Origin of the sequence: Nocardioides sp. P86, assembly GCF_023712465.1 — a bacterium.
In the GTDB taxonomy this organism is placed as follows: Bacteria; Actinomycetota; Actinomycetes; order Propionibacteriales; family Nocardioidaceae; genus Nocardioides; species Nocardioides kribbensis.
The window spans coordinates 41,369-67,578 of the sequence record NZ_JAMAYE010000003.1 but is presented as its reverse complement, the minus strand read 5'-3'; the positions used below and the strand labels follow the sequence as shown (position 1 = coordinate 67,578).

The window sequence follows — 26,210 nt, the reverse complement described above, 5'->3', positions numbered from 1 at the left end:
GTCAGTAAGACGGGCGGACCGCAGAAAAAGTCAGGCTTGACTGTTTGTTGGGTCCGCAGGCAGGGTGGTGGCGTGACCCAGACCACCTCGACGCGCGTGCCGCAGGAGGAGCGCACCCGCGCCATGCGGGCGCGGCTGCTCGAGGCCACGGTCGAGCTGCTCGTCGAGCGCGGCTTCGCCGGCACCACGACCACGCTGGTCTCCGAGCGGGCCGGGGTCAGCCGAGGCGCCCAGCTGCACCACTTCCCCTCCAAGAACGCGCTCGTGGTCGCCGCCGTCGAGCACCTCACCGAGGTGCGCGGCGCCGAGCTCGCGGCGGCCGCGGCCGCGCTGCCCACGGGGCGCCGCCGCACCCGCGCCGTGCTGGCCATGCTCGGCGACCACTTCACCTCGCCGGTCTTCACCGCGGCCCTCGAGCTGTGGGTGGCGGCCCGCACCGACGCCACCCTCCTCGCCGCCGTCGCACCGCTGGAGCAGCGGGTGGGCCGCGACGCCCACCGCCTCACCGTCGAGCTGCTCGACGCCGACGAGGAGCAGCCCGGCACCCGCGAGCTCGTGCAGGCCACCCTCGACCTCGTGCGCGGGCTCGGCCTCGCCGACACCATCACCGACGACACCCGCCGCCGCGCCCGCATCCTCGACCAGTGGTCGCTGACCCTCGACGCCACCCTGGCCCGTACGCCGCCCCGCGGGGCCGCCGCCGGGCGCTCCGCCGACCCCACGCCCGGCCCGCCCGGCCCGCCAGCCGACCCGCAGGAGCCCCGATGACCAGCACCCCGGACAGCCCGCCCGCCTCGTCGGCCGGTGCGGTGGCTCCGCCGCCCGCCCAGCCCGCCGGCGGCCTCCTCGACGCGCTCCTCGCGGACCTGCGCGTCGAGGGCGACCTGCTGCGCGCGACGGTGGCCGACCTCGACGCCGCCGGCTGGGCCACGCCCACCCCGGCGCCCGGCTGGAGCGTGGCGACCCAGGTCGGCCACCTGCTGTGGACCGACGAGGTCGCCGCCCTCTCGGCCCGTGCCGGCACCCCCGAGGGGAAGGCGGCGTGGGACGAGGTCGTCACCGGCGCGCTCGGCGACCCCGACCGCTTCGTCGACGAGGCCGCCCTCGCCCTGGCCGCCCTCCCGCCGGCCGAGCTGCTCGCGCGGTGGGACGCCGCCCGCGCCGCGCTGGCCGAGGCGCTGCGCGCGGTGCCGGCAGGGCAGCGGATGCCGTGGTTCGGCCCGCCGATGTCGCCGACCTCGATGGGCACGGCGCGCTTCATGGAGACCTGGGCCCACGCCCAGGACGTCCACGAGGCGCTCGGCACCACCCCGCCGCCCAGCGACCGGATCCGCCACGTCGCCCACCTCGGCGTGCGCACCCGCGGCTTCGCCCACTCCGTGCACGGAGAGCCCGCTCCCACCGAGGAGGTGCGCGTCGAGCTGACCTCGCCCTCGGGCGAGACCTGGGCCTGGGGCCCCGACGACGCCGCGCAGCGGGTCACCGGGCCGGCCCTCGACTTCTGCCTGCTCGTCACCCAGCGGGTGCACCGCGGCGACACCGCCCTGGTCGCCGAGGGCGCCGAGGCCGACCACTGGCTCGACATCGCCCAGGCCTTCGCCGGCCCCGCGGGCGAGGGACGCGAGAAGCGATGACCTCCGACTCGGCCCCCGGCGCCACCCCCGCCACCACTGCGGCCCCCGGCACGCCCGGCACCCTGCTGGTCGGCAACTGCTCCGGCTTCTACGGCGACCGCCTCAGCGCGATGCGCGAGATGGTCGAGGGCACCACCCGGGGCCGCCACCTCGACGTGCTCACCGGCGACTACCTCGCCGAGCTGACCATGCTCATCCTCGGCAAGGACACGATGAAGGACCCGGCGCTGGGCTACGCGCGCACCTTCGTGCGCCAGCTCGAGGAGAGCCTGGGCCTCGCCCTGGAGCGCGGGGTGCGGATCGTCGCCAACGCCGGCGGCCTCAACCCCGCCGGCCTGGCCGAGAAGGTCCGCGAGGTCGCGCGCGGCCTGGGCCTGGACCCCGCGGTCGCCCACGTCGAGGGCGACGACCTGCGGGCGGTGGCCCGCGAGCACGGCTGGCACGACGCGCTCACCGCCAACGCCTACCTCGGCGGCTTCGGCATCGCCGCCGCCCTGCGCGAGGGCGCCGACGTCGTGGTCACCGGCCGTGTCACCGACGCCTCCCTCGTGGTCGGCCCCGCGGTCGCCCACTTCGGCTGGGCCCCGACCGACCACGACGCGCTCGCCGGTGCCGTGGTCGCCGGTCACGTGCTCGAGTGCGGCACGCAGGCCACCGGCGGCAACTTCAGCGGCTTCCGCGCCCTGCTCGAGGCGGGCATGGACCCCGCGGTGCCGCTCGGCTTCCCCGTCGCCGAGCTCGCCGCCGACGGCGGCTCGGTGATCACCAAGCCCGACGGCACCGGCGGCGCGGTCACCTGCGACACCGTCACCGCCCAGCTGGTCTACGAGATCCAGTCGACCCGCTACCTCGGACCCGACGTCACCACCCACCTCGACTCCGTGCGTCTCGAGCAGGTCGGCCCCGACCGGGTCGCGGTCTCCGGGGTCACCGGCCAGGCCCCGCCCGAGCGGCTCAAGGTCTGCGTCAACGAGCTCGGCGGCTGGCGCAACAGCATCGAGCTGGTGCTCACCGGCCTCGACACCGAGGCCAAGGCCGCCTGGGTGCGCGCGCAGCTCGAGCCGCGGCTGAGCGCGCAGAGCGTGACCTGGTCGCAGCTCGCCCAGCCGCAGCCCGACGCCCCGACCGAGGAGGCCGCCTCGGTGCTGCTGCGCTGCACCGTCATGGACCCCGAGGCAGGCCCGTGCGCCAAGGCGTTCACCGGCCCCGCGGTCGAGCTGGCGCTCGCGTCGTACGCCGGCTTCACCCTGACCGGCCCCCCGCCGCAGCCCACCCCCTACGGCGTCTACCGACCGGCGTACGTCGAGCGCGCCGCGGTCGCCCACACGGTCGTGCACGCCGACGGCCGCCGCGAGGTCGTGCCCGACCCGGTCGACTTCTCCGAGGCCGACCACGACGCGGGCCGGCGCCCCTCGCCCTACCCCGCCCCGGCCGACACCCTCAACCGTCGGATGCCGCTGGGCAGCTTCGTGCACGCCCGCTCGGGCGACAAGGGCGGCGACGCCAACATCGGGCTGTGGGTCGCCCGCGACGGCTCCCCGCGCTACGACGCCCGCGTGACCTGGCTGGCCAAGGTGATGAGCCCGCGCAAGGTCCGCGAGCTGGTGCCGGAGGCCGCCGACCTGCCGCCCGACGCCGTCGAGATCCACCTGCTGCCCCACCTCGGCGCCGTCAACGTCGTCATCCACGGCCTGCTCGGCCGCGGCGTCGCCGCCTCCACCCGCTTCGACCCGCAGGCCAAGGGCCTCGGGGAGTGGGTCCGCTCCCGCTCCGTCCACGTCCAGGAGGGACTGCTGTGACCACGCTGACCGACCCCGCCACCGACCCCGCCACCGAGCCCGCGACCGACCCCGCGACCGACCGGGGCGCGACGCGCGCCGAGGAGCTGCAGGCGCTGCGCGAGACCGCGGCGGAGTTCGTGCGCCGCGAGGTGGCGCCCCACCTGCAGGCCTGGGAGGACGCCGGCGAGGTGCCGCGCGCGCTGCACCGCGCCGCGGCCCGGCAGGGCCTGCTCGGCGTCTCCTTCGCCGAGGAGGTCGGCGGTCAGGGCGGCGACCTGGAGCACTCGGTGGCGCTGCAGGAGGCGATGTTCGCCGCCGGCGCCTCCAGCGGGCTGATGTCGGCGCTGTTCACCGGCGGCATCGCGCTGCCCCACATCGCCGCCCACGGCTCGCCCGACCTGGTCGACCGCTTCGTGCGGCCCACCCTGGCCGGCGAGCTCATCGGCTCCCTCGGCGTCACCGAGCCCGGCGGCGGCTCCGACGTCGCCGGCATCCGCACCACCGCGCGCCGCGACGGCGACCACTATGTCGTCAACGGCGCCAAGACCTTCATCACCTCCGCGGTGCGCGGCGACTTCGTCACCACCGCGGTGCGCACCGGCGGCGAGGGCCACGCCGGCCTCAGCCTGCTCGTGGTCGAGAAGGGCACGCCCGGCCTCACCGTCGACCGCTCGCTGGCCAAGATGGGCTGGCACTGCTCCGACACCGCCGAGCTGTCCTACGTCGACGTGCGCGTGCCGGTCTCGCACCTGGTGGGGGAGGAGAACGCCGGCTTCTACCTCATCGCCGAGCAGTTCGTGGTCGAGCGGATCGCCCTGGCCGTGCACGCCTACGGCATCGCCGCCCGCTCGCTGGCCCTCACCGCCGCGTGGTGCCGCGAGCGCGAGACCTTCGGCAAGCCGCTGGTGGCCAACCAGGTCGTGCGCCACAAGCTCGTCGAGATGCACCGCCAGGTCGAGGTGGCCCGCGCCTACACCCACGAGGTCGTGCGCCGCCACGTCGCCGGCGAGAGCGTCATCGCCGAGGCCTGCCTGGCCAAGCAGACCGCCTGCGACGCCGCCACCGCGGTGTGCCACGAGGCCGTCCAGCTCCACGGCGGCGCGGGCTACATGCACGGCAGCGAGGTCGAGCGCCACTACCGCGACGCCCGCATCCTGCCCATCGGCGGTGGTGCCACCGAGGTGCTCACCGACCTGGCCGCCAAGCTGCTGGGCTACGCCCGATGAGCGCGGCCCCCGGGGTGGGCACCGACGCGAGCACCGGTGCGAGCACCGACACCGCCGCCACGCCGTCCGACGCCCGGCCCACCCACCGCGAGGCCATGCTGGCCAAGCTCGACGCCCTGGCCGCCGAGCACGCGAAGGCCGTCGCCGGCGGCGGGGAGAAGTACGTCGCACGCCACCACGCCCGCGGCAAGCTGCTGCCCCGCGAGCGCATCGAGCTGCTGGTCGACGAGGGCTCGGCCTTCCTCGAGCTCAGCCCGCTGGCGGGCTGGGGCTCCGACTTCGCCGTCGGCGCCAGCATGGTCACCGGCATCGGGGTGGTCGAGGGCGTCGAGTGCATGATCACCGCCAACGACCCCACGGTGAAGGGCGGCGCCAGCAACCCCTGGACGGTCAAGAAGGCCTTCCGGGCCCACCAGATCGCCGAGGAGAACGGCCTGCCCACGATCGCCCTCGTGGAGTCCGGCGGCGCCGACCTGCCGACCCAGAAGGAGATCTTCATCCCGGGCGGCAAGACCTTCCGCGACATCACCCGCAGCTCGGCGATGAAGCTGCCCACAGTGGCGCTGGTCTTCGGCAACTCCACCGCCGGCGGCGCCTACGTGCCCGGCATGAGCGACTACACCGTGATGGTGCGCGAGCAGGCCAAGGTCTTCCTGGGCGGCCCGCCACTGGTGAAGATGGCCACCGGCGAGGAGTCCGACGACGAGTCGCTGGGCGGCGCGGAGATGCACGCGCGCACCTCCGGCCTGGCCGACTACCTCGCCGAGGACGAGCGCGACGCGATCCGCATCGGCCGGCGCATCGTGGCCCGGCTGAACTGGCGCAAGGCCGGCGGCGCCGGGGCCGCCGCGGACCCGGCGTACGCCGAGCCCGACCACGACCCCGACGGTCTGCTCGACCTGGTCCCCAGCGACCTCAAGGAGCCCTTCGACCCCCGCGAGGTGATCGCGCGCGTCGTCGACGGCGTCGGCGCGACCAACGGCGTGGCCTTCGACGAGTTCAAGCCGCTCTACGGCACGTCGTTGGTCACCGGCTGGGCCAGCATCCACGGCCACCCGGTCGGCATCCTCGCCAACGCCCAGGGCGTGCTCTTCAGCGAGGAGGCCCAGAAGGCCACGCAGTTCGTGCAGCTGGCCAACCAGACCGACACCCCGCTGCTCTTCCTGCACAACACCACCGGCTACATGGTCGGCAAGGAGTACGAGCAGGGCGGCATCATCAAGCACGGCGCGATGATGATCAACGCCATCTCCAACTCCACCGTGCCGCACCTGACGGTGATCATGGGCGCCTCCTACGGCGCCGGCAACTACGGCATGAACGGTCGCGCCTACGACCCCCGCTTCCTCTTCACCTGGCCCTCGGCCAAGTCGGCGGTGATGGGCCCCGCCCAGCTCGCCGGCGTCATGGAGATCGTGGCCCGCCAGTCGGCGGAGTCGCGCGGGCAGACCTTCGACGCCGAGGGCTTCGCCGGCGTCAAGCAGGTGGTGGAGGCCCAGATCGAGGAGCAGTCGCTGCCCTACTTCCTCTCCGGGATGCTCTACGACGACGGCGTCATCGACCCCCGCGACACCCGCACGGTGCTGGGCATCTGCCTCTCGGTCATCGACAGCAGCGCCTTCCGCGGCACCGACCGCTTCGGCGTCTTCCGGATGTGAGGCGCCCGTGACCCGCCCCGTGCCGACCGCCGTGCCCGCAGCACCGTCCCCGAGAGGCCTCCCGTGATCTCCCGTCTCCTCGTCGCCAACCGCGCCGAGATCGCCAGCCGCGTCTTCGCCACCTGCCGCCGCCTGGGCGTCTCGACGGTCGCGGTGCACTCCGACGCCGACGCGGCGCTGCCCTACGTCGGGGAGGCCGACGTCGCCGTGCGGCTGCCGGGCGCCGCGCCCGCGGAGACGTACCTGCGCGTCGACCTGCTGCTGGAGGCCGCGCGCGCCAGCGGCGCCGACGCCGTGCACCCCGGCTACGGCTTCCTCTCCGAGAGCGCCGACTTCGCCCGCGCCGTCCTCGACGCCGGCCTCACCTGGGTCGGCCCCGACCCCTCCTCCATCGAGCAGATGGGCTCCAAGATCGAGTCGAAGCGGCTGATGGAGGCCGCCGGGGTGCCGGTGCTGCGCAACCACTCCGTCGACGACGCCTCCGAGGCCGACCTGCCGCTGCTGGTCAAGGCCTCCGCGGGCGGCGGCGGGCGCGGCATGCGGGTCGTGCGCGACCTGGCCGACCTGCCCGGCGAGGTCGAGCGGGCCCGGGCCGAGGCGCAGTCGGCCTTCGGCGACGGCACGGTCTTCGTGGAGCCCTACGTCGAGCGCGGCCGCCACGTCGAGGTGCAGGTCGTGGGCCACCGCGACGGCGTCCTCGTGCTCGGCGAGCGCGACTGCTCGGTGCAGCGGCGCCACCAGAAGGTGGTCGAGGAGTCGCCGGCGCCGGGCCTGCCCGACGCCGTGCGCGCCGCCCTGCACGAGGCCGCCCGGGCGGCCGCCGCCGCGATCGACTACCGCGGCGCCGGCACCGTGGAGTTCCTCTACGACCCCGCCACGGAGCGCTTCTTCTTCCTGGAGATGAACACCCGCCTCCAGGTCGAGCACCCGGTCACCGAGCTGGTCCACGGCGTCGACCTGGTCGACCTCCAGCTCACCGTGGCCGAGGGCGGCGTGCCCGACCCCCGCGCCATCGGCGAGACCTACGGCCACGCCGTCGAGGTGCGCCTCTACGCCGAGGACCCCGCCGCCGACTACCAGCCGCAGAGCGGACCGCTGAGCGTGCTCGAGGTGCCCGGCGTCGACGCCCGCTTCGACCTGCTCAACCGCCCCGGCGTGCGCCTCGACGCCGGCTTCGCCGGCGGCAGCGAGGTCTCCACCCACTACGACGCGATGCTGGCCAAGGTGATCGCCTGGGCGCCCACCCGCGAGCAGGCCGTGCGCCGGCTGGCCGACACCCTGGCCCGCACCCGGGTGCACGGCGTGGTGACCAACCGCGACCTGCTCGTGCAGGTGCTGCGCTCGCCCGACTTCGTGGCGGGCGACCTCAGCACGGCCTTCCTCGCCGTTCACCCGGTGCTCGCCCCCGCCGCCGACCCGGGGGCGCCCGTCGCCGCCGCGCTGGCGCTGGCCGAGCACGCCCGCGCCGCCCGGCGGGTGCAGGGCCGCATCCCGGTGGCCTGGCGCAGCGTCGTGAGCCAGCCGCAGCGCACCGAGCTCGACCACGCCGGCGAGCCGGTCGTCGTGGAGTGGTGGGGCGGGCGCGACGGCTACACCGTCGAGGGCTGCACCGTCGTCGCGGCCGGGCCGACCGAGGTGGTCCTGGAGCGCGACGGGCTGCGCTCGTCGTACGCCGTGGCGGTGTCGGGGCCGAGCGGTCGCGAGGTCGTCGACGTCGACGGGCCGGGAGGTCACGGCCGGCTGGTGCGGGTGCCGCGGTTCGTCGACCCCGCCGAGCAGGTCGCGGCCGGCTCCCTGCTGGCCCCCATGCCCGGCACGGTCGTCAGCGTCGCCGTCGAGGAGGGGCAGGCCGTCGTCGCGGGCCAGCCCGTGCTGGTGCTCGAGGCCATGAAGATGCAGCACACCGTGAGCGCGCCCGCCGACGGCACGCTCGCCCGGATCACCGTCCAGCCCGGCGCGCAGGTCGCCGCCGGAGAGGTTCTCGCCGTCGTCGAAGGAGAGGTCGCATGACCACGCAGGTCCAGCCCACCACCACCGCTTTCACCGAGACCGAGGAGCGCCGCGAGCTGCGCACCCAGGTCGCCCGGCTCGCCGCGAAGTACGGGCGGGAGTACTTCACCGAGAAGGCCCGCTCCGGCGGCAAGACCACCGACCTGTGGCTCGAGATCGGCAAGAACGGCTACCTCGGCATCAACATCCCCGAGCAGTACGGCGGCGGGGGCGGCGGCATCGGCGACATCGCCGCGGTCTGCGAGGAGCTCGCCGCCCAGGGCTGCCCGCTGCTGCTCATGGTGGTCAGCCCTGCGATCTGCGGCACGATCATCAGCCGCTACGGCACCGAGGAGCAGAAGCAGCGCTGGCTGCCCGGGCTGTGCGACGGCACCGGCACCATGGCCTTCGCCATCACCGAGCCCGACGCCGGCACCAACACCCACAACATCACCACCACCGCGCGCCGCGACGGCGACGGCTGGGTGCTCAACGGCCGCAAGATCTGGATCTCGGGCATCGACGAGGCGCAGAACGTGCTGGTCGTGGCCCGCACCGAGGACGCCCGCACCGGCCGGCTCAAGCCGTGCCTCTTCGTCGTGCCGACCGACGCCGAGGGCTTCGAGGCCCGGGCGATCCCGATGGAGATCGTCTCCCCGGAGAACCAGTTCCAGGTGTTCATCGACGACGTCGAGCTGCCCGCCGACGCGCTCGTGGGCGACGAGAACGGCGGTCTCGCGCAGCTCTTCGCCGGGCTCAACCCCGAGCGGATCATGGCCGCCGCCTTCTCCCTCGGCCTGGCCCGCTTCGCCCTGGAGAAGGCCACCGCCTACGCCAAGGAGCGCGTGGTCTTCGACGTGCCGATCGGCGCCCACCAGGCCATCGCGCACCCGCTCGCGCAGAGCCACATCGAGATCGAGCTGGCCCGGCTGATGAACCAGAAGGCCGCCGCGCTCTTCGACGCCGGCGACGAGATGGCCGCGGGCGAGGCCGCCAACATGGCCAAGTACGCCGCCGCCGAGGCCGCCTGCGACGTCGTCGACCGCGCCGTGCAGACCCACGGCGGCAACGGCGCCAGCCAGGAGTACGGCATGGCCGGCCTCCTCGTCGCCACCCGCGTCGGCCGGATCGCCCCCGTGAGCCGCGAGATGATCCTCAACTTCGTCTCGATGCACTCCCTGGGGCTGCCGAAGTCGTACTGAGCGGGCCGCCGCCAGCCGGTGGGCGTCGGCCCGCCGCGTCCGCCCCGCCGCGCGGGTGGCGGTGGTCACGGGCCTAGGGTCGCGGCGTGGCAGGGGTGTTCTCGGGGTTCGCGACGATCGGCGTGCTCATCGCGCTGGGGATCCTGCTGGCCCACCTGCGGGTCATCGACCTGGCGGGCCAGCGCACGCTGTCGACGCTGGCCTTCTACGTCGCCAGCCCGGCGCTGCTGCTCACCGTGCTCGAGGACAGCGACCCCGCCGAGGTCTTCTCCACGACCCTGGTCGCCAGCGCCGCGGCGGTGCTGGTCGTGGTGCTGCTGCACCTCGGCCTCAGCCGGCTGCGCGGCCCGCTCGACCTGGGCGGCGCGACGATCGGGGCGATGACGGCGGGCTACGTCAACGCCGGCAACCTCGGGGTGCCGATCGCGGCCTACGTGCTGGGCGACGTCGCCCTGGTCGCCCCGATCCTGCTCATGCAGCTGCTGGTGCTCCAGCCGCTGGCCCTCACCCTGCTCGACGTGGCGGTCGCGCCGACGCGGCTGAGCCTGCGCAAGGTGCTCTCGCGCCCGGCCACCAACCCGCTCACGATCGCCTCGGCCGCCGGGGTCGCCCTGGCGCTGAGCGGCGTACGGCTGCCGGCCGCGGTGCACGACCCGCTCGACCTGGTCGGGGGCATGGCGGTGCCGGCGATGCTCATCGCCTACGGCGTGGCGCTGCGGCTCGGGCCGCTGCCGGGGCGGGGCGTGCCGGCCTCCGAGCTGGGCCTGGCCGTGGGGCTCAAGCTCGTCGCGCAGCCGCTCGCGGCCTACGCCGTGGGCCGCTGGGCGCTGGGCCTGGAGGCCGACGCGCTGCTCGCGGTCACGGTGCTCTCCGCGCTGCCCACGGCGCAGAACGTCTTCGTCATCGCCAGCCGCTACGGGCGCGCGGAGCTGCTGGCGCGCGACGCGATCTTCGTGAGCACGCTGGCCTCCGTGCCCGCGGTCGTCCTGATCACCGCGCTGATCGCCTAGCCGGCGCCCCGATCGCATAGCGTGAGCGCCGTGGGACGAGCCGTGGACGGAGCCGACCGGTTCCAGCGACGCTTCCCGCCGGTGGGGATCCCGCTGGCGATCGTCTACAAGCACTTCGACGACCAGGGCAACTACCTGGCCGCGATCATCACCTACTACGCCTTCATCGCGATCTTCCCGCTGCTGCTGCTGGCCTCCTCGATCCTTGGCTTCCTGCTCCAGGGCAACCCCGAGCTGCAGACCCAGGTGCTCGACTCGGCGCTGAGCCAGTTCCCGATCATCGGGGAGCAGCTGGGCCGGCCCGAGGGGCTCCAGGGCTCGACGACCGCGGTCGTCGTCGGTGGCGTCGCGGCGCTCTACGGCTCGCTCGGCCTGGGCCAGGCGCTGCAGAACGCCATGAACATCGCCTGGTCGGTGCCGCGCAACTCCCGCCCCAACCCGCTGCTGCTGCGGCTCAAGAGCCTGCTGCTGCTCATCACCGCCGGGCTCTCGGTGCTCGCGGTGTCGGTGGTCTCGGCCCTCGGCAGCCAGACCGAGGTCTTCGGCCCGCGCCTCGACGGCACGATCACGTGGTTGATCCGGCTGGCCACCGTGCTCGGCGTCGGCGCCGTGCTGACCTTCGTCTTCCGGCTCGCCTCCGCACGCCAGCACGGTCTGCGCGCCGCCGTGCCCGGCGCCCTGGCGCTCGCGGTGCTGTGGCAGCTGCTCCAGGTCATCGGCACGGTCTACGCCACCCGCGTGCTCGGTGAGACCAGCCAGATGAACGCGACCTTCGGCCTCGTCCTCGGGCTCATCGGCATCATCTACATCGCCGCGGTCATGGGCGTGCTGGCCATGGAGATCAACGTCGTCCTCGCCCGGCGGCTGTGGCCGCGCGCGCTCCTCACCCCCTTCACCGACAACGTCGAGCTCACCGACGCCGACCGTCGTGCCTACGCCGGCTACGCCCGCGCGCAGCGGCACAAGGGCTTCGAGAACGTCGAGGTCTCCTTCACCGACCCCGCCACCGGGGAGATCACCCTGCCGACGCCCGGGCGCCTCGAGTCGCGCCCGCCCGCGCCCCCGGTCGGGCCGGTGGCCGAGCAGGGAGGCGCCGAGCAGTCCGGCGAATCCGTGGACAGGGTGCGCTGAGAGCGGCCAGGATCACCCGCGTGATCAAGCTCGAGCTCGTCGCCGGCGTCATCGGCTTCGCCCTGTGGGTCTACTGCCTCGTCGACGCCATCGGCACCCCGCCGCAGCGGGTCGAGCACCTGCCCAAGGTGGCCTGGATCGTGCTGGTGCTGCTGTTCCCCTTCGTCGGCTCGATCGCCTGGCTGGCGCTCGGCCGCGACCGGGGGGCGCGGCCGCTGACCCGGTCGCAGGGCGCGGCGCCCGGCTTCCCCGAGTACGAGCGGCCCGGCCGCATGGCCGCGGGCGACGCCGGGCGCGACGAGGAGTTCCTGCGTCAGGTGCGCGCCCGCGCCGAGGAGCAGCGGCGCCGCCACGAGCTGGCCCGCCGCGAGGAGGCGGCCCGCGAGGAGGCCGAGCGCCAGCGGCTGCGCTCGGCCCGCGAGGCCCGTGAGCAGGGCCGGTCGGGCTCCGCCGACGGTCCCGGTGCTCCCGCGGGCGGCTGAGCCTGCTGCGGCGTACAGGCGGGGGACGTCATGCGAGTGGTGGATGCGCATCCACGTGTCGTATGAAGTCCGGGTGCGGCGCGGCTAGGTGGTGGCCCGCTCGCGGGCGGCGACGGTGAGCTCGCGGGCGTAGCGGGCGGTGGTGGTGAGCACGGCGAGCACGGGCACGGCGAGGAAGGCTCCGGTGATGCCGGCCAGCGTGCTGCCGAGGGTGACCACGACGATGGTCATCGCGGGGTGCAGTGACAGCGTCTTGCCCATGAGCAGCGGCTGGAGCACGTTGCCCTCGAGCTGCTGCACCACCAGCACGAGCCCGACCACGATCAGCGCGGTGGTCAGCCCCTGGGTGGCGAGCGCGACGACCGCGGCGAGCGCGCCGGCGACCACGGCGCCCACGACCGGCACGAAGGCGGCCAGGAAGGTGATGACCGCCAGCGGCAGCGCGAGCGGCACGCCCAGCACGAGCAGGCCGATCCCGATCCCGATCGCGTCGACCAGGCCCACGGCGGCCTGCGCGCGCACGAAGCCGCCCAGCACCGTCCAGGAGCGGCGCGAGACCTCGGCGGCGTGGGCCGCCGGGCCCGGGGACAGCCAGTGCTTCAGCCACGGCAGGAAGCGAGGTCCGTCCTTGAGGAAGAAGAAGCACAGCACGAGCGCCAGCAGCGCGGTGAGCGCCCAGGAGCTGGCGGTCGAGACCCCGGTCAGCGTCCAGGCGGCGATGTTCTGGGCGCTGTCCTGCACCTGGTCGACGGCCCGGCCGACCAGGTCGCCCACCTCGTCGTCGCCGAGGTCGAGCGGCGGGCCCGCGAGCCACGCCTCGATGTCCTCGACCCCCTGGGAGAACTGCTCGCTCAGCGAGTCGACCTCGTCGAGCACGAGGTAGGTCACCGCGGCCACCAGGCCGCCGAGCACGAGCAGCCCGGTCAGCACCGCGGCGCCCGCCGCGGCGGCGGCCGGCACCACCCGGCGCAGCCGCCGGGCCAGCGGCCACAGGGCGGTGCTCAGCAGCAGGCCCAGGAGCGCCGGCAGCACGACCACCCACATCTGGCCGACGACCCACAGCGCGCCCACGACCACCGCCGTCACCAGCAGGATCCGCAGGCTCCAGCGCCCCGCCTCGGCCAGCGTCGTCGCGATCGGCGCCGCCGGCGGCGCAGGGTGGTCGCCGCCGCCCGTGCCCGTCGGTGGGCGCCGGGGCTGGGGGGAGGTGGTCGGCGCCTCACGGCGGCGGAAGAGGGGCATGGGCCCTCTCTACCCGATCGTCACCTCCGCGGGCACCCTCGCCCGGGGTGGAGCGTCTCCGCCCGCGCCGTGGTCACGCCGGAGCGGGGCCGGCTCAGGAGTACCGGTGGCTCTTCGCGGCGTGGCCGAGCTCGCGGGTGCAGGTGCGCCCGCTCATGTTGCGGTGGCCGCACAGGCCGGGCTCCGCGCCCGGCTCCACCGGCGTCGCGGCCGCGGCCTTCGCGGGCCGCTTGGCGGCGGGGGCCGCTGCGGGCGCCGAGCGGCGTACGGCGGGCCGCGCCGGCGCTGCTCCCGGCTTGGCCGCGCGAGCGGCGGCCTCCTCGTAGCGCGCCTCGCGCATGGCTCGCAGGGCATCCATCTTGCTCATCGGCTGTTCACGTCTCCAACCTACGCGGCGCCACCGACAACGCCGACGCCGACGCCGCCGGCGGGGGGCGTGTGACGCGGGGTGGTGTCGAGACATCCGCTGGCGCTCGACCCCCGGGAGGGTGGGGTGGTTTCGAGACGCTCGCTGGCGCTCGCTCCTCAACCACCGGCGGCTGGGTGGTGTCGAGACGCTCGCTGGCGCTCGCTCCTCGACCACCGGGGGGCTGGGTGGTGTCAGCGGCGCTTCTTGGGCGGCGTGGGGAAGAACATCGAGACGCGCTCGGCGTACTCGGGGAACCCGTCGCGCTCCATCATCTTCTTCTCCAGCAGCTTGGCGCCGGTGACGTTGCGCAGGAAGAAGGTCATCACGGCCGGGCAGGCGACGGTGAGCAGGCCGGGCAGCCAGCCGGAGGCGAGACCGGCGGTGAGCCACAGGCCCCACCAGACCATCGCGTCGCCGAAGTAGTTCGGGTGGCGGGTCCAGGCCCACAGCCCCTGGTCCATCACCTGCGGGCGCGACTCCTTGGGCTGGGCCTTGTAGGCCTTGAGCTGACGGTCGCCGACGGCCTCGAAGGTCAGGCCCACGGCCCACACCAGCAGCCCGATCCACACCACAGGCCACCACTCGACGGCCAGCACGGCGCCGACCTGCACGGGCAGCGACACGAACCACTGCGCCCCGCCCTGCACGAGGAAGACGCGGCGCACGGCGGCCCGCATGCCGACGTCCTGGAGGCTGCCGCCGAGCATCTCGGCGTAGCGCGGGTCCTCCTTGCCCTGGTGGTCGCCCAGGGCGCGGCTGCGCACGTGCCACGCCAGGCGCCCGCCCCACAGGGCGACCATGGCGAGCACCAGCCAGCGGCGGGCGTCGGCCTCGTCGGAGAGCGAGCCGAGCAGGGCCGCGATCACCGCGACGACCACGAAGCCGAGGCCCCAGGCGACGTCGACGACGGCCACGACGCCGAGCTGGCGGGCCCGCAGAGCGGTCAGGGTCATCACGACCGCGACCGCCAGCAGGCAGGCGGCGAGGACGAGCACGAGAGTCATGACCCCAGTCAACCCGTCGTACGCCGACCCCGCCCCACCCCAGCGGCCCGGGTGTGGGCCGGGTGGCCCGGTCTCAGAAGTCGCGCACCCAGGGCAGGGTGTGGGCGGCGCCGGGGCGCACCATGAGGATCTGGTCGACGCCCATGCGCCCGTCGCGGAAGGCCATGGCGCCGCCGACGAGGTAGAGCCGCCACACGCGCACGACCTCCTCGCCCACGAGCTCGGTGAGCCGGTCGATGTTGGCCTCGAAGCGCTCGAGCCAGCCGGCGACGGTGTGCACGTAGTGCTCGCGCATCGCGTGCACGTCGCGCACCTCGAGCCCGCCGCGCTCGAGGAAGGCGACGGTCTCGCCGACGGGGCGCATGTACATGTCGGGGGCGATGAAGGACTCGATGAAGGGCCCACCGCCGGGCCAGCGGCCGGTGCGCGACATCTGCTGGATGAGCACGCGGCCACCGGGCTTGACGGCGTCGTGCAGGACGCCGGCGTAGGTCGGGTAGTTGGACTGCCCGACGTGCTCGCCCATCTCGATGGAGGACACCGCGTCGTACTCCTGGCCGGCCGGGGGCACGGCGTCGCGGTAGTCCTGGAGCCGGATCTCGACGCGGTCCTGGAGGCCGCGCTCGGCGATGCGGGCGTCGATGAACTTCTTCTGCTCCGCGGCGATGGTCACGCCGACGACCGTCGCGCCGAAGTGCTCGGCGGCGTGCAGCGACAGCGAGCCCCAGCCGCAGCCGACGTCGAGCAGGCGCATGCCGGGCTCGAGGCCGAGCTTGCGGCACACGAGCGACAGCTTGGCGGCCTGGGCCTCCTCGAGCGGCTGCTCGGGGGAGGAGTGGTAGCCCGAGGAGTAGGCCATGTTGGGCTCGAGGATCAGCGAGTAGAACTCGTTGGAGAGGTCGTAGTGGTGGCTGATCGAGCGGATGTCGCGCAGCTTGGAGTGCAGCCGGCCGCGGATGCGGGCCTGCGAGGCGGGGTGGGCCGGGGGCAGGCCGAGCACGCCGAGGTCCTTGGCGGTGCGCAGCGCCTGCTTCATCGCTGCGGCCGACGGTCGCCCGCCGCCGGAGAGGTTGCGCTCCTTCGCCACCGCGAAGGCGTGGGTGAGCGCGGCGTCGAGGTCGCCGTGGACCTCGATCTCACCGGTCACGTAGGCCTGGGCGGCGCCGAGCTCGCCGGGACGCCACAGCAGGCGGCGCACGGCGTCGGGGGTGCGGATCTCCACCAGCGGAGCGTCGGCGGGGCCGGCCTCGGAGCCGTCCCACGCGCGCAGCCGCACGGGCAGGTCACCGCCCACGAAGGGGCGCAGCGCCTCGGCGAGCTGCGCGGCGACGCCGCCCGCGGCGGTGGGGGCGGTGGAGGGACGGTCGGTGGTGGAGGCGCTCACGCCTGCTCCTCGGGTCGGGTCAGGACGACCTGGTTGACGTCGAGGTAGCCCGAGGCGAAGCCCGCGCGGGAGTACTCGAGGTAGAAGTGCCACATGCGCAGGAAGGTGTCGTCGAAGCCGAGGGCCAGCACGGCCTCGGAGTCGCCGAGGAAGGCCTCGTCCCACAGCCGCAGCGTCTCGGCGTAGTGGCTGCCGAAGGAGAGCCGGTCGGTGAGGCGCAGCGAGGTCTGCTGGCGGGTCACCTCGTCGATGACCTCCACCGAGGGCAGGAAGCCGCCGGGGAAGATGTACTTGTGGATCCAGGTCCACGTGTTGCGGGTGGCGAGCATCCGGTCGTGGGGCATCGTGATGGCCTGGATGCCCACCTTGCCGCCGGGGGCCAGGACCTTGTCGATGGTCTGGAAGTAGGTGGTCCAGTACTGGTGGCCGACCGCCTCGATCATCTCCACCGACACGACGGCGTCGAACTCGCCGGTCACCGCGCGGTAGTCGCACAGCTCGACCCGGGCGCGCTCCGACATCCCGGCCGCGGCGATCCGCTCCCGGGCCAGCGCCTGCTGCTCGGTGGAGAGGGTGATGGTGAGGACGTCGGCGCCGCGCTGGGCGGCGCGCATCGCCAGCTCGCCCCAGCCCGAGCCGATCTCGAGCACGCGGCTGCCCTCGCCGACGCCGGTGGCGTCGAGGAGACGCTCGATCTTGCGCACCTGGGCGGGGTGGAGCTCCTCGGCCGTGGGCGCGCCGGGCGGGGTGGCCGAGTGGTGGTCGCCGCGGTCGAGCCGGTCGGTGTCGAAGAGGGCGGAGGAGTAGCTCATCGACTCGTCGAGGAAGAGCTCGAAGAGGTCGTTGGAGAGGTCGTAGTGGTGCGCGATGTTGTCGCGGGAGTTCTTCTTCGAGCTGACCTGCGCGCGCGGCGGGCGCTTGGCGACGACGGCGCGCAGCCTCTGCAGCGGGCGCGGCACGAGGTCGCTCATCTGCTCGGCCAGCACGGTGAGGAAGCCGCCGAGGTCCTCGGCGTCCCACGCGCCGACGAGGTAGGCCTCGCCGAAGCCGATCAGCTGGTCGCGTCCGAGGCGGGCGAAGAACTCCTCGGCCCGCGACACGGTGGCCACCGGGCCGCCCTTGCCGAGGGTGGTGCGGCGGCCGTCGGCCTCGGTGATGACGACGGTGACGGCGAGCCGGTTGACCGCCGCGGTGAAGAGGCGCCGCGCGATCCGTGCGGAGACCTGCACGCGGGGGCCGGTGGGGACGACGTCGAGGTCGCCCCAGCGCTGGGTGGCCGGGTGGGCGGTGCGGGCCGGCGGCTGCGGGCCGCTGCCGTCGGGGGTGGGGCGGGTGACGGTCACCGCTGGCCTCCTTCGTGGGTGGGGGTCGGGTCGCCGGGCTGGACGTGGGGCTGCACGTGCTGCGGCCGCGGCCGGATCGGCAGTCGGCGCAGCCACAGCCAGACCCCGTGGGCCCGGATCAGCACGGAGCCTCTCAGAGCCGCCGGGGCGGCGCGCCACGGAGCCGTGCCCGAGCGCCGGCCGTCGAGGGAGGCGCTGAAGACCGCGCCGTCGTCGCTGTGCAGGGTGACGGCGATGCGCAGCCGCTCGTCGGGCACCGGCACGGCCAGCTCGTAGTGGCCGTCGGTGCCGTGGAACGGCGAGACGTACATCGCCTTGTCGGTGCGGGCGCGGCCCTCCTCGTCGGGGTCGACGAGGTAGGCGTGGCGGTCGCCGTAGGTGTTGTGCACCTCGACCACCGTCGCGACCCTCCGCCCGGAGCGGTCGAGGCACCAGAAGACGCTGATCGGGTTGAAGCAGTAGCCGAAGGCGCGCGGCTGCGCGGCCATGAGCACCCGGCCGCCCTCGGCGGCGGAGGGCAGCGTGACGCCCTCGGCGGCGAGGAACGTCTCGAGGTTCTCCCGGATGCTGCGCTCGGGAGAGCCGAGGTGGTCGCGGGCCTCGAAGCTGCCCAGCGCCACCGCACGCCGACCGTGGTCGGGCAGCTCGTCGAGGTCGACCAGCCAGGTGTGGGAGGCGTGGGTGAAGGACCGGGCGAAGGGCCGGCGGCGGGTGTGGCGGATCGTGGTGTCGTAGACGACCGGCGTCTCGACGCGCGGCTGCGCGTCGGGCTCGGCCGGCCACTCCAGCCCCAGCCGCTCGACGGCGGCCAGGCCCGATCGCGCGCCGTCCTCGTGGAAGCCCCAGCCGTGGTAGGCCCCGGCGAAGGTGAGCCGCGCGGAGTCGAGCTCGCGCAGGCGCTGCTGGGCCGCGACCGAGGTGGGGTTGTAGAGCGGGTGCTCGTACTCCATGCGCTCGATGACGCTCGCGGGGTCGACGAGGTGCTCGCCGCCGAGGGTCACGAGGTAGTGGGTGTCGGTGTCGAGGCGCTGGAGCCGGGTGAGGTCGTAGGTGACGACCACGCCGGGGCTGCCGTCGGGGCGGGGCGCGTCGGCGGCGGGGCGCTGGAAGTTCCACGACGCCCAGGCGTTGTGCGTGGTGGGCATCAGCGACAGGTCGGTGTGCAGCAGCGCGGTGTTGGGGGAGTACGGCATGGCGCCCAGCAGCTCGCGCTGCGCGGGCGTCGGGTCGGCCAGCAGCGCGAGGGCCTGGCCCGGGTGGGTGGCCACGACGACGGCGTCGTAGGTGGCGACCTCGCCGTTGCCGTCGGTGACCTCCACGCCGGAGGGGGTCTCGAGCACCGAGGTCACCTTGGCGCCGAGCCGCACCTCCTGGATCCGCTCGCCGACCCGCCGCACGTACTCCCGGCTGCCGCCGCTCACGGTGCGCCACGTGGGCGAGCCGAAGATCGAGAGCATGCCGTGGTGCTGCAGGAAGGTGAAGAGGTAGCGCGCGGGGTAGTCGAGGGCGACCTCCGGGTCGCACGACCACACGGCCGCCACGAGCGGCTCCATGAAGTGGCGGGTGAAGTACGCCGAGAATCCGCCCTCGGCCAGGAAGTCGCGCAGCGGCTGGTCGACCCCGGTGTCGGGGGCCGCCAGCAGCGCCTTGGCGCGGCGGTGGAAGCGGGGGATCTCGGTGAGCATCCGCAGGTAGGCCGGTCGCGTGAGGTTGTCGCGGCGCGGGAAGACGCCGCGGCGCCCCAGCGCGCCCGCCCACTCCAGGCCGGTGTCGTCGTCGCGGATCGACATCGACATCTCCGACTCCTGCGTGGCGACGCCGAGCTCGGCGAGCAGCCGCAGCAGCACCGGGTAGGTGCGCCGGTTGTGCACGATGAAGCCGGTGTCGATGCCCAGGGTGCGACCCGTGGCGGGGTCGAGCACGTCGTGGGTGTCGGCGTGGCCGCCGAGGCGCTCGTCGGCCTCGTAGAGCGTGACGTGGGCCGTGCGCGAGGCGACGTACGCCGCCGTCAGGCCGGCCACGCCGGACCCCACGACCGCGATCCGCTCCGGCTGGGTGGGCCGGGGGGTCATGCCTGGAACTCGACGGTGCCGACGACGGCGTCGCTGGGCTCGACCGGCTGGGTGCCGGCCTCCTCGATCGAGATGGCCGCGCCGGTGGCGTCGGCGGCCTGGCCGCTGAAGACGGTCTCGTCGGAGTCGGTGGCCATCGGGCCCGCCGCGACGTACTGACCGTCACGCAGCAGCCACAGCTCGTAGACGTAGCCCTCGGGGGCCGGCGGCATGTCGACGGTGGTGACGATGGCGCGGTTGAGGTCCTCGGAGCGGATGACGGTGGCCTCGGCGTCGGGGTCGACACCCTCGGCGAGCTGCACGCGGAAGCGCTGCGCGTCGTCGGCGTTCTGCACCGCCTCGGCGGCGGTGTAGGTGGAGGTGTCGTCCTGGGCGGCGGTCCACACGACGCCGGTGCCGGCGACGACTACCGCCGCGGCCGCGGCGGCCAGAAGCCCGCGAAATCGACGGCGGTCGCGCCGGTCGGCCAGGGACGTCACCTCGGCCCGGACCTCGCCCACCACGGGCGGCATCGGCCGCACGGTGGCGATGCCGGAGAGCACCCGGTCGCGCAGCTCCGGAGGCGGCACGGTGAGACTCATCTCGGTCATCATCGAGGCCGCCTCGGCGAGGCCGTCGACCTCGTCGCGGCAGGCCGGGCAGGTGGCAAGGTGACGCTCGAACTCGGCGCGCTCGAGGTCGTCGAGGGCGTCGAGGGCGTAGGCGCCCGAGAGCGCGTGGCTGTCGCTCATGAACCCCCGACTCCCATCGTGTCGCGCAACCGGATCAGTCCGTCCCGGATGCGGGTCTTGGCGGTGCCGACCGGGAGGTCGAGCAGCTTCGCCACTTCCGTGTGTGTGTAGCCCCCGAAGTACGCCAGCTCCACGGCTTCGCGCTGGACGGCTGTGAGGCTGGCGAGTGCTCCGCGCACGCGTCGCGCCTCGAGCGAGGCGTGTGCGGCCTCGGCGGTCGAGTCGTGGTCGACCGGCTGGTTCTGGTGGTGGTACTTCTCGTCCCGCCGGCTGGAGGCCTCGGCCGAGCGGACCCGGTCGACGGCCTTGCGGTGGGTGATCGTGAGCAGCCACGAGAGCGGGCTGCCCCGGTCGGGGTCGAAGCGCGTGGCGGTCTTCCAGATCTCCAGGAAGGCCTCCTGCGTCACCTCCTCGGCCTGCGCCGGGTCGCGGACGACCCGGACGGCCAGGCCGAAGACCCGGGAGGAGGTGGCGTCGTAGAGACGCGCGAACGCCGCCTGGTCACCTCGCGCCGACTGCTTGAGGAGGTCGGAGAGGTCGGGGGCGGCGTGGGCCGCCGGGGCCCCCTCCGAAGAGGGGACCCCCGCGACTGCTGGCCTGGCTTCGTCCACGTCAGTCATTCTCTCGTGCTGAGGTTTCCGTCGCCAGCCCGGTGCTGGTCGAGCAGGTCACGCGGTGCTCCCGGGGGAGCGGTGGTGCTGGTGCTGCCGTGCCGTGCTGATCGCGAGGATCAGTTGGCCGGGGGCATCAGGACCTGGTCGATGACGTAGACCGTCGCGTTGGCGGTGGGGATGTTGCCGCACAGCACGTTGGCGCCGTTGACGGTCATGCCGTCGGTGTCGCCCTCGACCTCGACGGTGCCACCCTGCACGGACTCCTGCTCGCCCACGACGGCCTCGGGGTCGAGCTGCTCACCGATGACGTGGTAGGTCAGGATCGAGGAGAGGAGCTCCTTGTCGGCCAGGACGGCCTTGAGGTCCTTCTTCGGGATCGCGGCGAACGCGTCGTTGGTGGGCGCGAACACGGTCGCGGCCGGGAGGTCGTTCAGGGTGCCCACGAGGTCGGCGGCCGTGACGGCCTCGACCAGGGTGGAGAGCAGCGGGTTGTTGCTCGCGGCGGTGGCGACCGGGTCCTGGACCATGCCGTCGAACGAGCCGGGGCCCGAGGTCGGGACGGCCGAGCAGGCCTCGCCGAAGGTCTGCGCCTCGGCGCCCTCACCGGCGGCGTCCTCCGAGGGGGACTCCGAGGCCTCCTCGGTGGCGTCCGAAGCGGCGTCGCCGGCGGCCGAGGTGGCCTCGGAAGCGGTGTCAGCGGCCTCGTCGGCCTCGTCGCCGCAGGCGACCAGCGAGAGCGAGAGGGCCAGGGTGGCAACAGCGGCGGCGCTGGTGCGGCGGAACGTGGTGTTCTTCATGGGAGTTCGTGCCTTCCGTCTTGTGACTGGACGCGGGTAGTTCGGTCCTGTGCCGGGGGTGGATTGGTGGTGGTGGGGGAAGTTTTCGGACGTCTAGCCCAGAAGGGTGGGACCGGGGCCGGGGCGCGCGGCCCCGGCGCCCCCGTGCCGCACGTGCCCGTCGTACGACGCACGCCCCCGCACCGCCGGCGGGGCGGTGCGGGGGCGTGCGGGTGCCCGGTGGGCCGGGCGAGGGCTCAGGCCACGCTCACGAGCAGCGAGTGGATGCCGCTGGAGCCGCCGGGGAAGGGCTGGGCCTGGGCCGCGGTCTGCACGTTGCCGTCGCCGTCGACGCAGCGCGCGGAGATGGTGTGCTGGCCCTCGTCCTGGGCGTCCCAGCGGTAGAACCACTGGCGCCAGTAGTCGTTGTTGACCTCGGGGCCGAGCTCGGCGTCCTGCCAGCCGCCGCCGTCGACCTGCACCTGCACCTTGGCCACACCGCCCTTCTGCTGGGCCCAGGCGACGCCGCCGACGATGTTCTCGCCCTTGTCGAGCTGGTCGAGGGCGTTGGGGGTGTCGATGCGCGTGGAGATCTTGATCGGCGCGTCGGTGTCCCAGTCGCGCTCGGTCCAGTAGGCCTGCGCGTCGTCGTAGGTGGTGAGGGTGAGGCGGGTGAGCCACTTGCAGGAGCCGACGAAGCCGTAGAGGCCCGGGGTGATCATGCGCACGGGGAAGCCGTGCTCGCGGGGCAGGGGCTCGCCGTTCATGCCCACGACCAGCATCGTGTCGCGGCCGTCGACGGCGACCTCGAGCGGCGTCGAGATGGTCATGCCGTCGAAGTCGGTGGCGAGGATCTGGTCGGCCTTGGTGCCCTCGATGCCGGCGCGCTCCAGCACGTCGGTGAGGCGCACGCCGAGCCAGGTGGCGGCGCCGACGAACTTGCCGCCGACGCTGTTGGACACGCAGGTCATGGTGATGTCGCGCTCGATGAGCTCCATGCCGAGGAGGTCGTCGAAGGTGAGGGTGACCTCCTGGTCGACGTCGCCGTCGATGGTCAGCGTCCAGTCGTCGGCCGAGAGGATCGGGGTGTCGAGGCGGGTGTCGACCCGGTAGAAGTCGGCGTTGGAGGTGCGCAGCGAGGAGATGCCGGGGTACTTCTCCGACAGGTCGGTCGGCAGCGCGGGCGCGGGGTCGGCGGCCGTGGGCAGCTCGATGTCCTCGGGCCGGGTGCGCAGGCCGGTGATGAAGCGGCCGGCGCCGCCCATGACGGCCGCGGCCAGGGCGAGCACCCCGGTGGCCACGAGCACGCCGCGTCGCGAGGCGCCGCGGGGGGCCGGGTCGTCGGAGCGCACGGTCGCGCCGGGCACCGGCTCGGCGTCGGCGGAGCGGGAGCCGCGGGTCGCGACGCGGTGCAGCCAGCCGAGGGCGGCGACGCCGGCGACGGCGGCGACGAGGCTCGGCACGACGTCGCTGGCCTTCGCGCCGGTGGAGGTGAGGGCGGCGAAGGCGGCCACGGCCACCAGCACGACCAGCATCACGGCGCCGTAGACGAAGCGCTTGCGGGCCAGCAGCCCCGCGACCGCGGAGAGCAGCAGCACGACGACCATGACCGACCCGATGAGAATCGGCTTGTCGGCGCTGCCGAACTGCCGGATCGCCCACTCCTTCATCGGCGTGGGGGTGGCGTCGATGACGCGGGAGCCGACGGCCAGCACCGGCGAGGCGGCAGGCGTGGTCAGGGAGGCCAGGAGGTGGCCGGCGGCCATGCCGACGAGGGTGGCCAGGACCCCGAACATGCCCCAGAGGGCGGTCGGGCCGACACGCGTGCGCAGGGAGGAACTCATGGCAGGTGTTCGGAGCGGACGGGCCCGCGGATGTCGTCGCGCGCCGCCGGTCGACGCGAGCCGGGTCACCCCGCGGGCGCGGGGAGCGGCCCGAAGTCGCGGTTGCACTCCTGCGGGCCGGCGCAGTCCTGGAGCAGCCTCGTGCGGCGGTCGAGCTCGGCGCGCAGCGCGGCGTACGCCGGGTCCTCGGCGACCGAGCCGACCTCGTAGGGGTCGCGCTCGCGGTCGTAGAGCTCGACGAAGCCGTCGAAGAAGCGGGCGTAGGTGTAGCGCTCGGTGCGCACGCCGCGGTAGAGCCAGCCGCGCTTGCCGGTCTCGGACTTGTAGGCGCCGGCCTGGATCAGCAGCCCGCCGCGGTGGGGGTCCTCGCCCTTCTCGCCCTGCCACAGGTCGAGCATCGAGACGCCGTCGAGGGTCAGGTCGGCGCGGGCGCCGGCGATGTCGAGGAAGGTGGGTGCGAGGTCGACGAGGGTCATCGGACGGTCGGTGCGGGTGCCGGGCTCGACCCCGGGGCCGCGCACGAGCAGCGGGGTCCGCAGGTTCTCCTCGTAGGGCAGGATCTTGCCCCAGAAGCGGTGCTCGCCGAGCTGGTAGCCGTTGTCGGTGACGAAGACGAGGTAGGTGTTGTCGAGCTCGCCGTCCTCGGCCAGCTGCGCGACCAGGCGGTCCACCGAGCGGTCCACGCCGTCGAGCGCGGCCGCGCGCCCCAGGGCGAAGTCGGTGACCTGGCTGGCCGGGACCCGCGGCTTGGAGCGCACCAGGTGCTGCTTGTCGGAGACGTCGCGCTCGTTGTACGACGGCTTGGCCGCGATGCCCTCGGCGAACTCCCGGGCCTGGTCGTCGGTCGTCGTGCTTCCCCGCACGGCGCGCTGGAGGTTCTGCGCCGGGCTGAGGAGCGGGGGCCGCAGCGTGCAGGTCTCCCCGGCCAGGCAGTCGGGGGTCTTGCGGGCCGCGTGGGGGGCGAAGTGGCTGACCCACAGGAAGAAGGGCGCGTCGGCGCGGCTCAGCTCGTGGGCGTAGTCGACGGTGCGCTGCGACACGTAGTCGGTGTAGTAGCCCGGCACGCGCACACGCCGGCCGTTGTCGTACTGGTGGAAGTCGACGTAGTCGGAGAACCCGTGGCTGCTGGCGTTGAAGATGTTCCAGCCCGGGTCGCGCCCGTCGGTCTGGGAGTAGCCGTTGAGGTGCTTGCCGAGGAAGGCGGTGTTGTAGCCGGCGTCCTGCAGCCAGGTCGCGAGGGTGTGGCGCGTGTCGAGACGGTCGTAGCCGCCCTGGGGCGCGAAGTTGGTCTGCACGCCGTTGTTCTGCGCCAGCTGGCCGGTGAGCATCTCCGCGCGGGCCGGGCAGCACAGCGGGTGCGGGGTGATCGCCTCGGTCGCGGTGAGCCCGGCCTCGCCGAGCAGCCGCTCGGTGCGCGGGAGGAACTGCATCTCGTCGTAGCGCTGGTCGTCGGTGATGACCAGGACGATGTTGGGCCGGTCGTCCTCGGGCGCCGTGCGCAGGTCGCGCCCGACCGGGTCGGCGGGCTCCTCGGCCGCGGCGATGACCGGCTGCGACGACGTCGGAGAGAGCGCCGACGACGAGGCGCCCTGGTGGTCCCTGACCTCGAGGCCCACCGCGAGCGACGAGAGCACGACGGTCAGCGCGATCATCGCGCGGAACGGTGTCACGTCAGGTGGTCCAGGAGGTCTCGGGGGCGCTGGGCGTGCGCGGCGGTGCGCAGGTGGGGCAGGGCTGGGGCCGCGGGCACGACCCGGGGGTCGAGCGGCGGCCGGTCGCTGGCCCCGGCCCGGGCGACGATAGCCGAGGGCGGGGCGGGGCCCGGATCCCCGACCGCCGGACCGTGCCCGCCTGGGGCAGGATGTCGTCCATGTCACAGGAGCACGCGTCGGCCCAGCCCGAGGACCAGCCCGTCGTCCGGTACGCCGTGGAGGGCGCGGTCGCGACCGTGACCCTCGACTCCCCGGCCAACCGCAACGCGCTCTCGCGACGCCTGGTGGCCGGCTTCCTCGACGGCCTCGACCGCGCGGCGGCCGACCCCGACGTGCGCGTCGTGGTCGTCGCGGCCACCGGCCGGGTCTTCTGCTCCGGCGCCGACCTGTCGGAGGCGGCGTCGGGATCGATGGAGGAGGGCGCACGCACCATCGTCGAGCTGCAGCGCAGGATCCTGGCCCACCCGACCCCGGTCGTGGTGCGCGCCCAGGGCCCGGTGCGCGCCGGCGGCACCGGCATCGTGGCCGCCGCCGACGTCGCGGTCTGCGCCCGGGAGGCGACCTTCGCCCTCACCGAGGTCAAGCTCGGGCTGGCCCCCGCCGCGATCTCCCTGACCGTGCTGCCCCGGATGACCTCGCGCTCCGCGGCGCTGGCGGCGCTGGGCGGCGAGGTCTTCGACGCGGAGGCGGCCGAGGCGTCGGGCCTGGTGACCCGGGTGGTGGCGGCCGAGGAGCTCGACGCCGCCGTGGCCGAGGTCTGCGCCTCCTTCGCCAGTGGGTCGGCCCAGGGCCTGCGGGAGACCAAGCGCCTGCTCAACCGCACCCTGCTGGCCGACGTGGAGGCCCGCGGCGACGACCTCGCCGCCCTCTCGGCCTCCCTCTTCGGCTCCGAGGAGGCCCAGGCGGCGATGACCGCCTTCCTCTCCCGCGGCCGGAAGCAGCGGGGGTAGGAAGCGGTCAGCGGTC

At 74.2% G+C, this 26,210-nt stretch carries 22 protein-coding genes; 11 read left to right on the top strand and 11 right to left on the bottom strand.

The genetic code is table 11. The features are described 5' to 3' along the window. Positions 1 to 72: 72 nt before the first annotated feature. From M3673_RS13830 to M3673_RS13785, 10 genes are all read left to right on the top strand, one after another. Positions 73 to 768, top strand: a complete 696-nt coding sequence (locus M3673_RS13830) for a TetR/AcrR family transcriptional regulator (RefSeq protein ID WP_308196146.1) — start codon at positions 73 to 75, stop codon at positions 766 to 768. Next, the gene (locus tag M3673_RS13825) at positions 765 to 1,634 is read left to right on the top strand and encodes a TIGR03084 family metal-binding protein (RefSeq protein WP_251534394.1); all 870 of its coding nucleotides are present in this window, start codon (positions 765 to 767) and stop codon (positions 1,632 to 1,634) included. The genes M3673_RS13830 and M3673_RS13825 overlap by 4 nt, the downstream gene beginning before the upstream one ends. After that, positions 1,631 to 3,433, top strand: coding sequence for an acyclic terpene utilization AtuA family protein (locus M3673_RS13820; protein ID WP_251534393.1), 1,803 nt, complete (start codon positions 1,631 to 1,633; stop codon positions 3,431 to 3,433). Before M3673_RS13825 ends, M3673_RS13820 begins: the two co-directional genes overlap by 4 nt. Next, positions 3,430 to 4,641, top strand: a complete 1,212-nt coding sequence (locus M3673_RS13815; protein WP_308196145.1) for an acyl-CoA dehydrogenase family protein — start codon at positions 3,430 to 3,432, stop codon at positions 4,639 to 4,641. The genes M3673_RS13820 and M3673_RS13815 overlap by 4 nt, the downstream gene beginning before the upstream one ends. 95 nt (positions 4,642 to 4,736) lie before the next feature. Then, on the top strand, positions 4,737 to 6,299 hold the full coding sequence (locus M3673_RS13810; protein WP_251535259.1) for an acyl-CoA carboxylase subunit beta: 1,563 nt from the start codon (positions 4,737 to 4,739) through the stop codon (positions 6,297 to 6,299). 63 nt (positions 6,300 to 6,362) lie between these two features. Next, on the top strand, positions 6,363 to 8,309 hold the full coding sequence (locus tag M3673_RS13805) for a biotin carboxylase N-terminal domain-containing protein (protein WP_251534392.1): 1,947 nt from the start codon (positions 6,363 to 6,365) through the stop codon (positions 8,307 to 8,309). Further along, positions 8,306 to 9,490: an acyl-CoA dehydrogenase family protein gene (locus M3673_RS13800; RefSeq protein WP_193661811.1), complete on the top strand. Its 1,185-nt coding sequence runs from the start codon at positions 8,306 to 8,308 to the stop codon at positions 9,488 to 9,490. Before M3673_RS13805 ends, M3673_RS13800 begins: the two co-directional genes overlap by 4 nt. An 86-nt stretch (positions 9,491 to 9,576) precedes the next feature. Beyond that, positions 9,577 to 10,500, top strand: a complete 924-nt coding sequence (locus M3673_RS19695) for an AEC family transporter (protein WP_251534391.1) — start codon at positions 9,577 to 9,579, stop codon at positions 10,498 to 10,500. 30 nt (positions 10,501 to 10,530) lie between these two features. Then, a complete protein-coding gene (locus M3673_RS13790) occupies positions 10,531 to 11,631 on the top strand; it encodes a YihY/virulence factor BrkB family protein (RefSeq protein WP_251534390.1) in 1,101 nt (366 codons plus the stop codon). Positions 11,632 to 11,651: 20 nt separating this feature from the next. After that, on the top strand, positions 11,652 to 12,113 hold the full coding sequence (locus tag M3673_RS13785; RefSeq protein ID WP_251534389.1) for a PLD nuclease N-terminal domain-containing protein: 462 nt from the start codon (positions 11,652 to 11,654) through the stop codon (positions 12,111 to 12,113). Positions 12,114 to 12,197: 84 nt separating this feature from the next. On the opposite strand, the gene M3673_RS13780 is transcribed toward M3673_RS13785, so the two are convergent. The 11 genes from M3673_RS13780 to M3673_RS13730 all read right to left on the bottom strand — a co-directional run bounded on the left by M3673_RS13780 (position 12,198) and on the right by M3673_RS13730 (position 25,184). After that, complete coding sequence (locus M3673_RS13780) at positions 12,198 to 13,355, bottom strand: AI-2E family transporter (RefSeq protein ID WP_251534388.1); 1,158 nt, start codon at positions 13,353 to 13,355, stop codon at positions 12,198 to 12,200. 94 nt (positions 13,356 to 13,449) lie between these two features. Next, entirely contained in the window at positions 13,450 to 13,722 is a 273-nt protein-coding gene (locus tag M3673_RS13775; protein ID WP_056865003.1) for a hypothetical protein, read from the bottom strand. Between the two features lie 233 nt (positions 13,723 to 13,955). Then, positions 13,956 to 14,768 (bottom strand): DUF1295 domain-containing protein, encoded by an 813-nt coding sequence (locus tag M3673_RS13770; protein ID WP_056865002.1) that lies wholly within the window; start codon positions 14,766 to 14,768, stop codon positions 13,956 to 13,958. 73 nt (positions 14,769 to 14,841) lie between these two features. Continuing rightward, positions 14,842 to 16,152: a cyclopropane-fatty-acyl-phospholipid synthase family protein gene (locus M3673_RS13765; protein WP_251534387.1), complete on the bottom strand. Its 1,311-nt coding sequence runs from the start codon at positions 16,150 to 16,152 to the stop codon at positions 14,842 to 14,844. After that, a complete protein-coding gene (locus M3673_RS13760; RefSeq protein ID WP_251534386.1) occupies positions 16,149 to 17,495 on the bottom strand; it encodes a cyclopropane-fatty-acyl-phospholipid synthase family protein in 1,347 nt (448 codons plus the stop codon). The genes M3673_RS13765 and M3673_RS13760 overlap by 4 nt, the downstream gene beginning before the upstream one ends. Further along, positions 17,492 to 19,567, bottom strand: a complete 2,076-nt coding sequence (locus tag M3673_RS13755) for an FAD-dependent oxidoreductase (protein ID WP_251534385.1) — start codon at positions 19,565 to 19,567, stop codon at positions 17,492 to 17,494. The genes M3673_RS13760 and M3673_RS13755 overlap by 4 nt, the downstream gene beginning before the upstream one ends. Then, the gene (locus M3673_RS13750; RefSeq protein ID WP_251534384.1) at positions 19,564 to 20,298 is read right to left on the bottom strand and encodes an anti-sigma factor; all 735 of its coding nucleotides are present in this window, start codon (positions 20,296 to 20,298) and stop codon (positions 19,564 to 19,566) included. Before M3673_RS13750 ends, M3673_RS13755 begins: the two co-directional genes overlap by 4 nt. After that, on the bottom strand, positions 20,295 to 20,909 hold the full coding sequence (gene sigK / locus M3673_RS13745) for an ECF RNA polymerase sigma factor SigK (RefSeq protein ID WP_228942633.1): 615 nt from the start codon (positions 20,907 to 20,909) through the stop codon (positions 20,295 to 20,297). The genes M3673_RS13750 and sigK overlap by 4 nt, the downstream gene beginning before the upstream one ends. A gap of 119 nt (positions 20,910 to 21,028) precedes the next feature. Then, on the bottom strand, positions 21,029 to 21,709 hold the full coding sequence (locus tag M3673_RS13740) for a fasciclin domain-containing protein (RefSeq protein WP_251534383.1): 681 nt from the start codon (positions 21,707 to 21,709) through the stop codon (positions 21,029 to 21,031). A gap of 236 nt (positions 21,710 to 21,945) precedes the next feature. Beyond that, positions 21,946 to 23,532: a molybdopterin-dependent oxidoreductase gene (locus tag M3673_RS13735; RefSeq protein ID WP_251534382.1), complete on the bottom strand. Its 1,587-nt coding sequence runs from the start codon at positions 23,530 to 23,532 to the stop codon at positions 21,946 to 21,948. Between the two features lie 65 nt (positions 23,533 to 23,597). After that, complete coding sequence (locus tag M3673_RS13730) at positions 23,598 to 25,184, bottom strand: sulfatase (protein ID WP_251534381.1); 1,587 nt, start codon at positions 25,182 to 25,184, stop codon at positions 23,598 to 23,600. A 218-nt stretch (positions 25,185 to 25,402) separates the two neighbouring features. On the opposite strand from M3673_RS13730, the gene M3673_RS13725 reads away from it, so the two are divergent. Next, positions 25,403 to 26,194, top strand: a complete 792-nt coding sequence (locus tag M3673_RS13725) for an enoyl-CoA hydratase-related protein (protein ID WP_251534380.1) — start codon at positions 25,403 to 25,405, stop codon at positions 26,192 to 26,194. Positions 26,195 to 26,210: the final 16 nt, after the last annotated feature.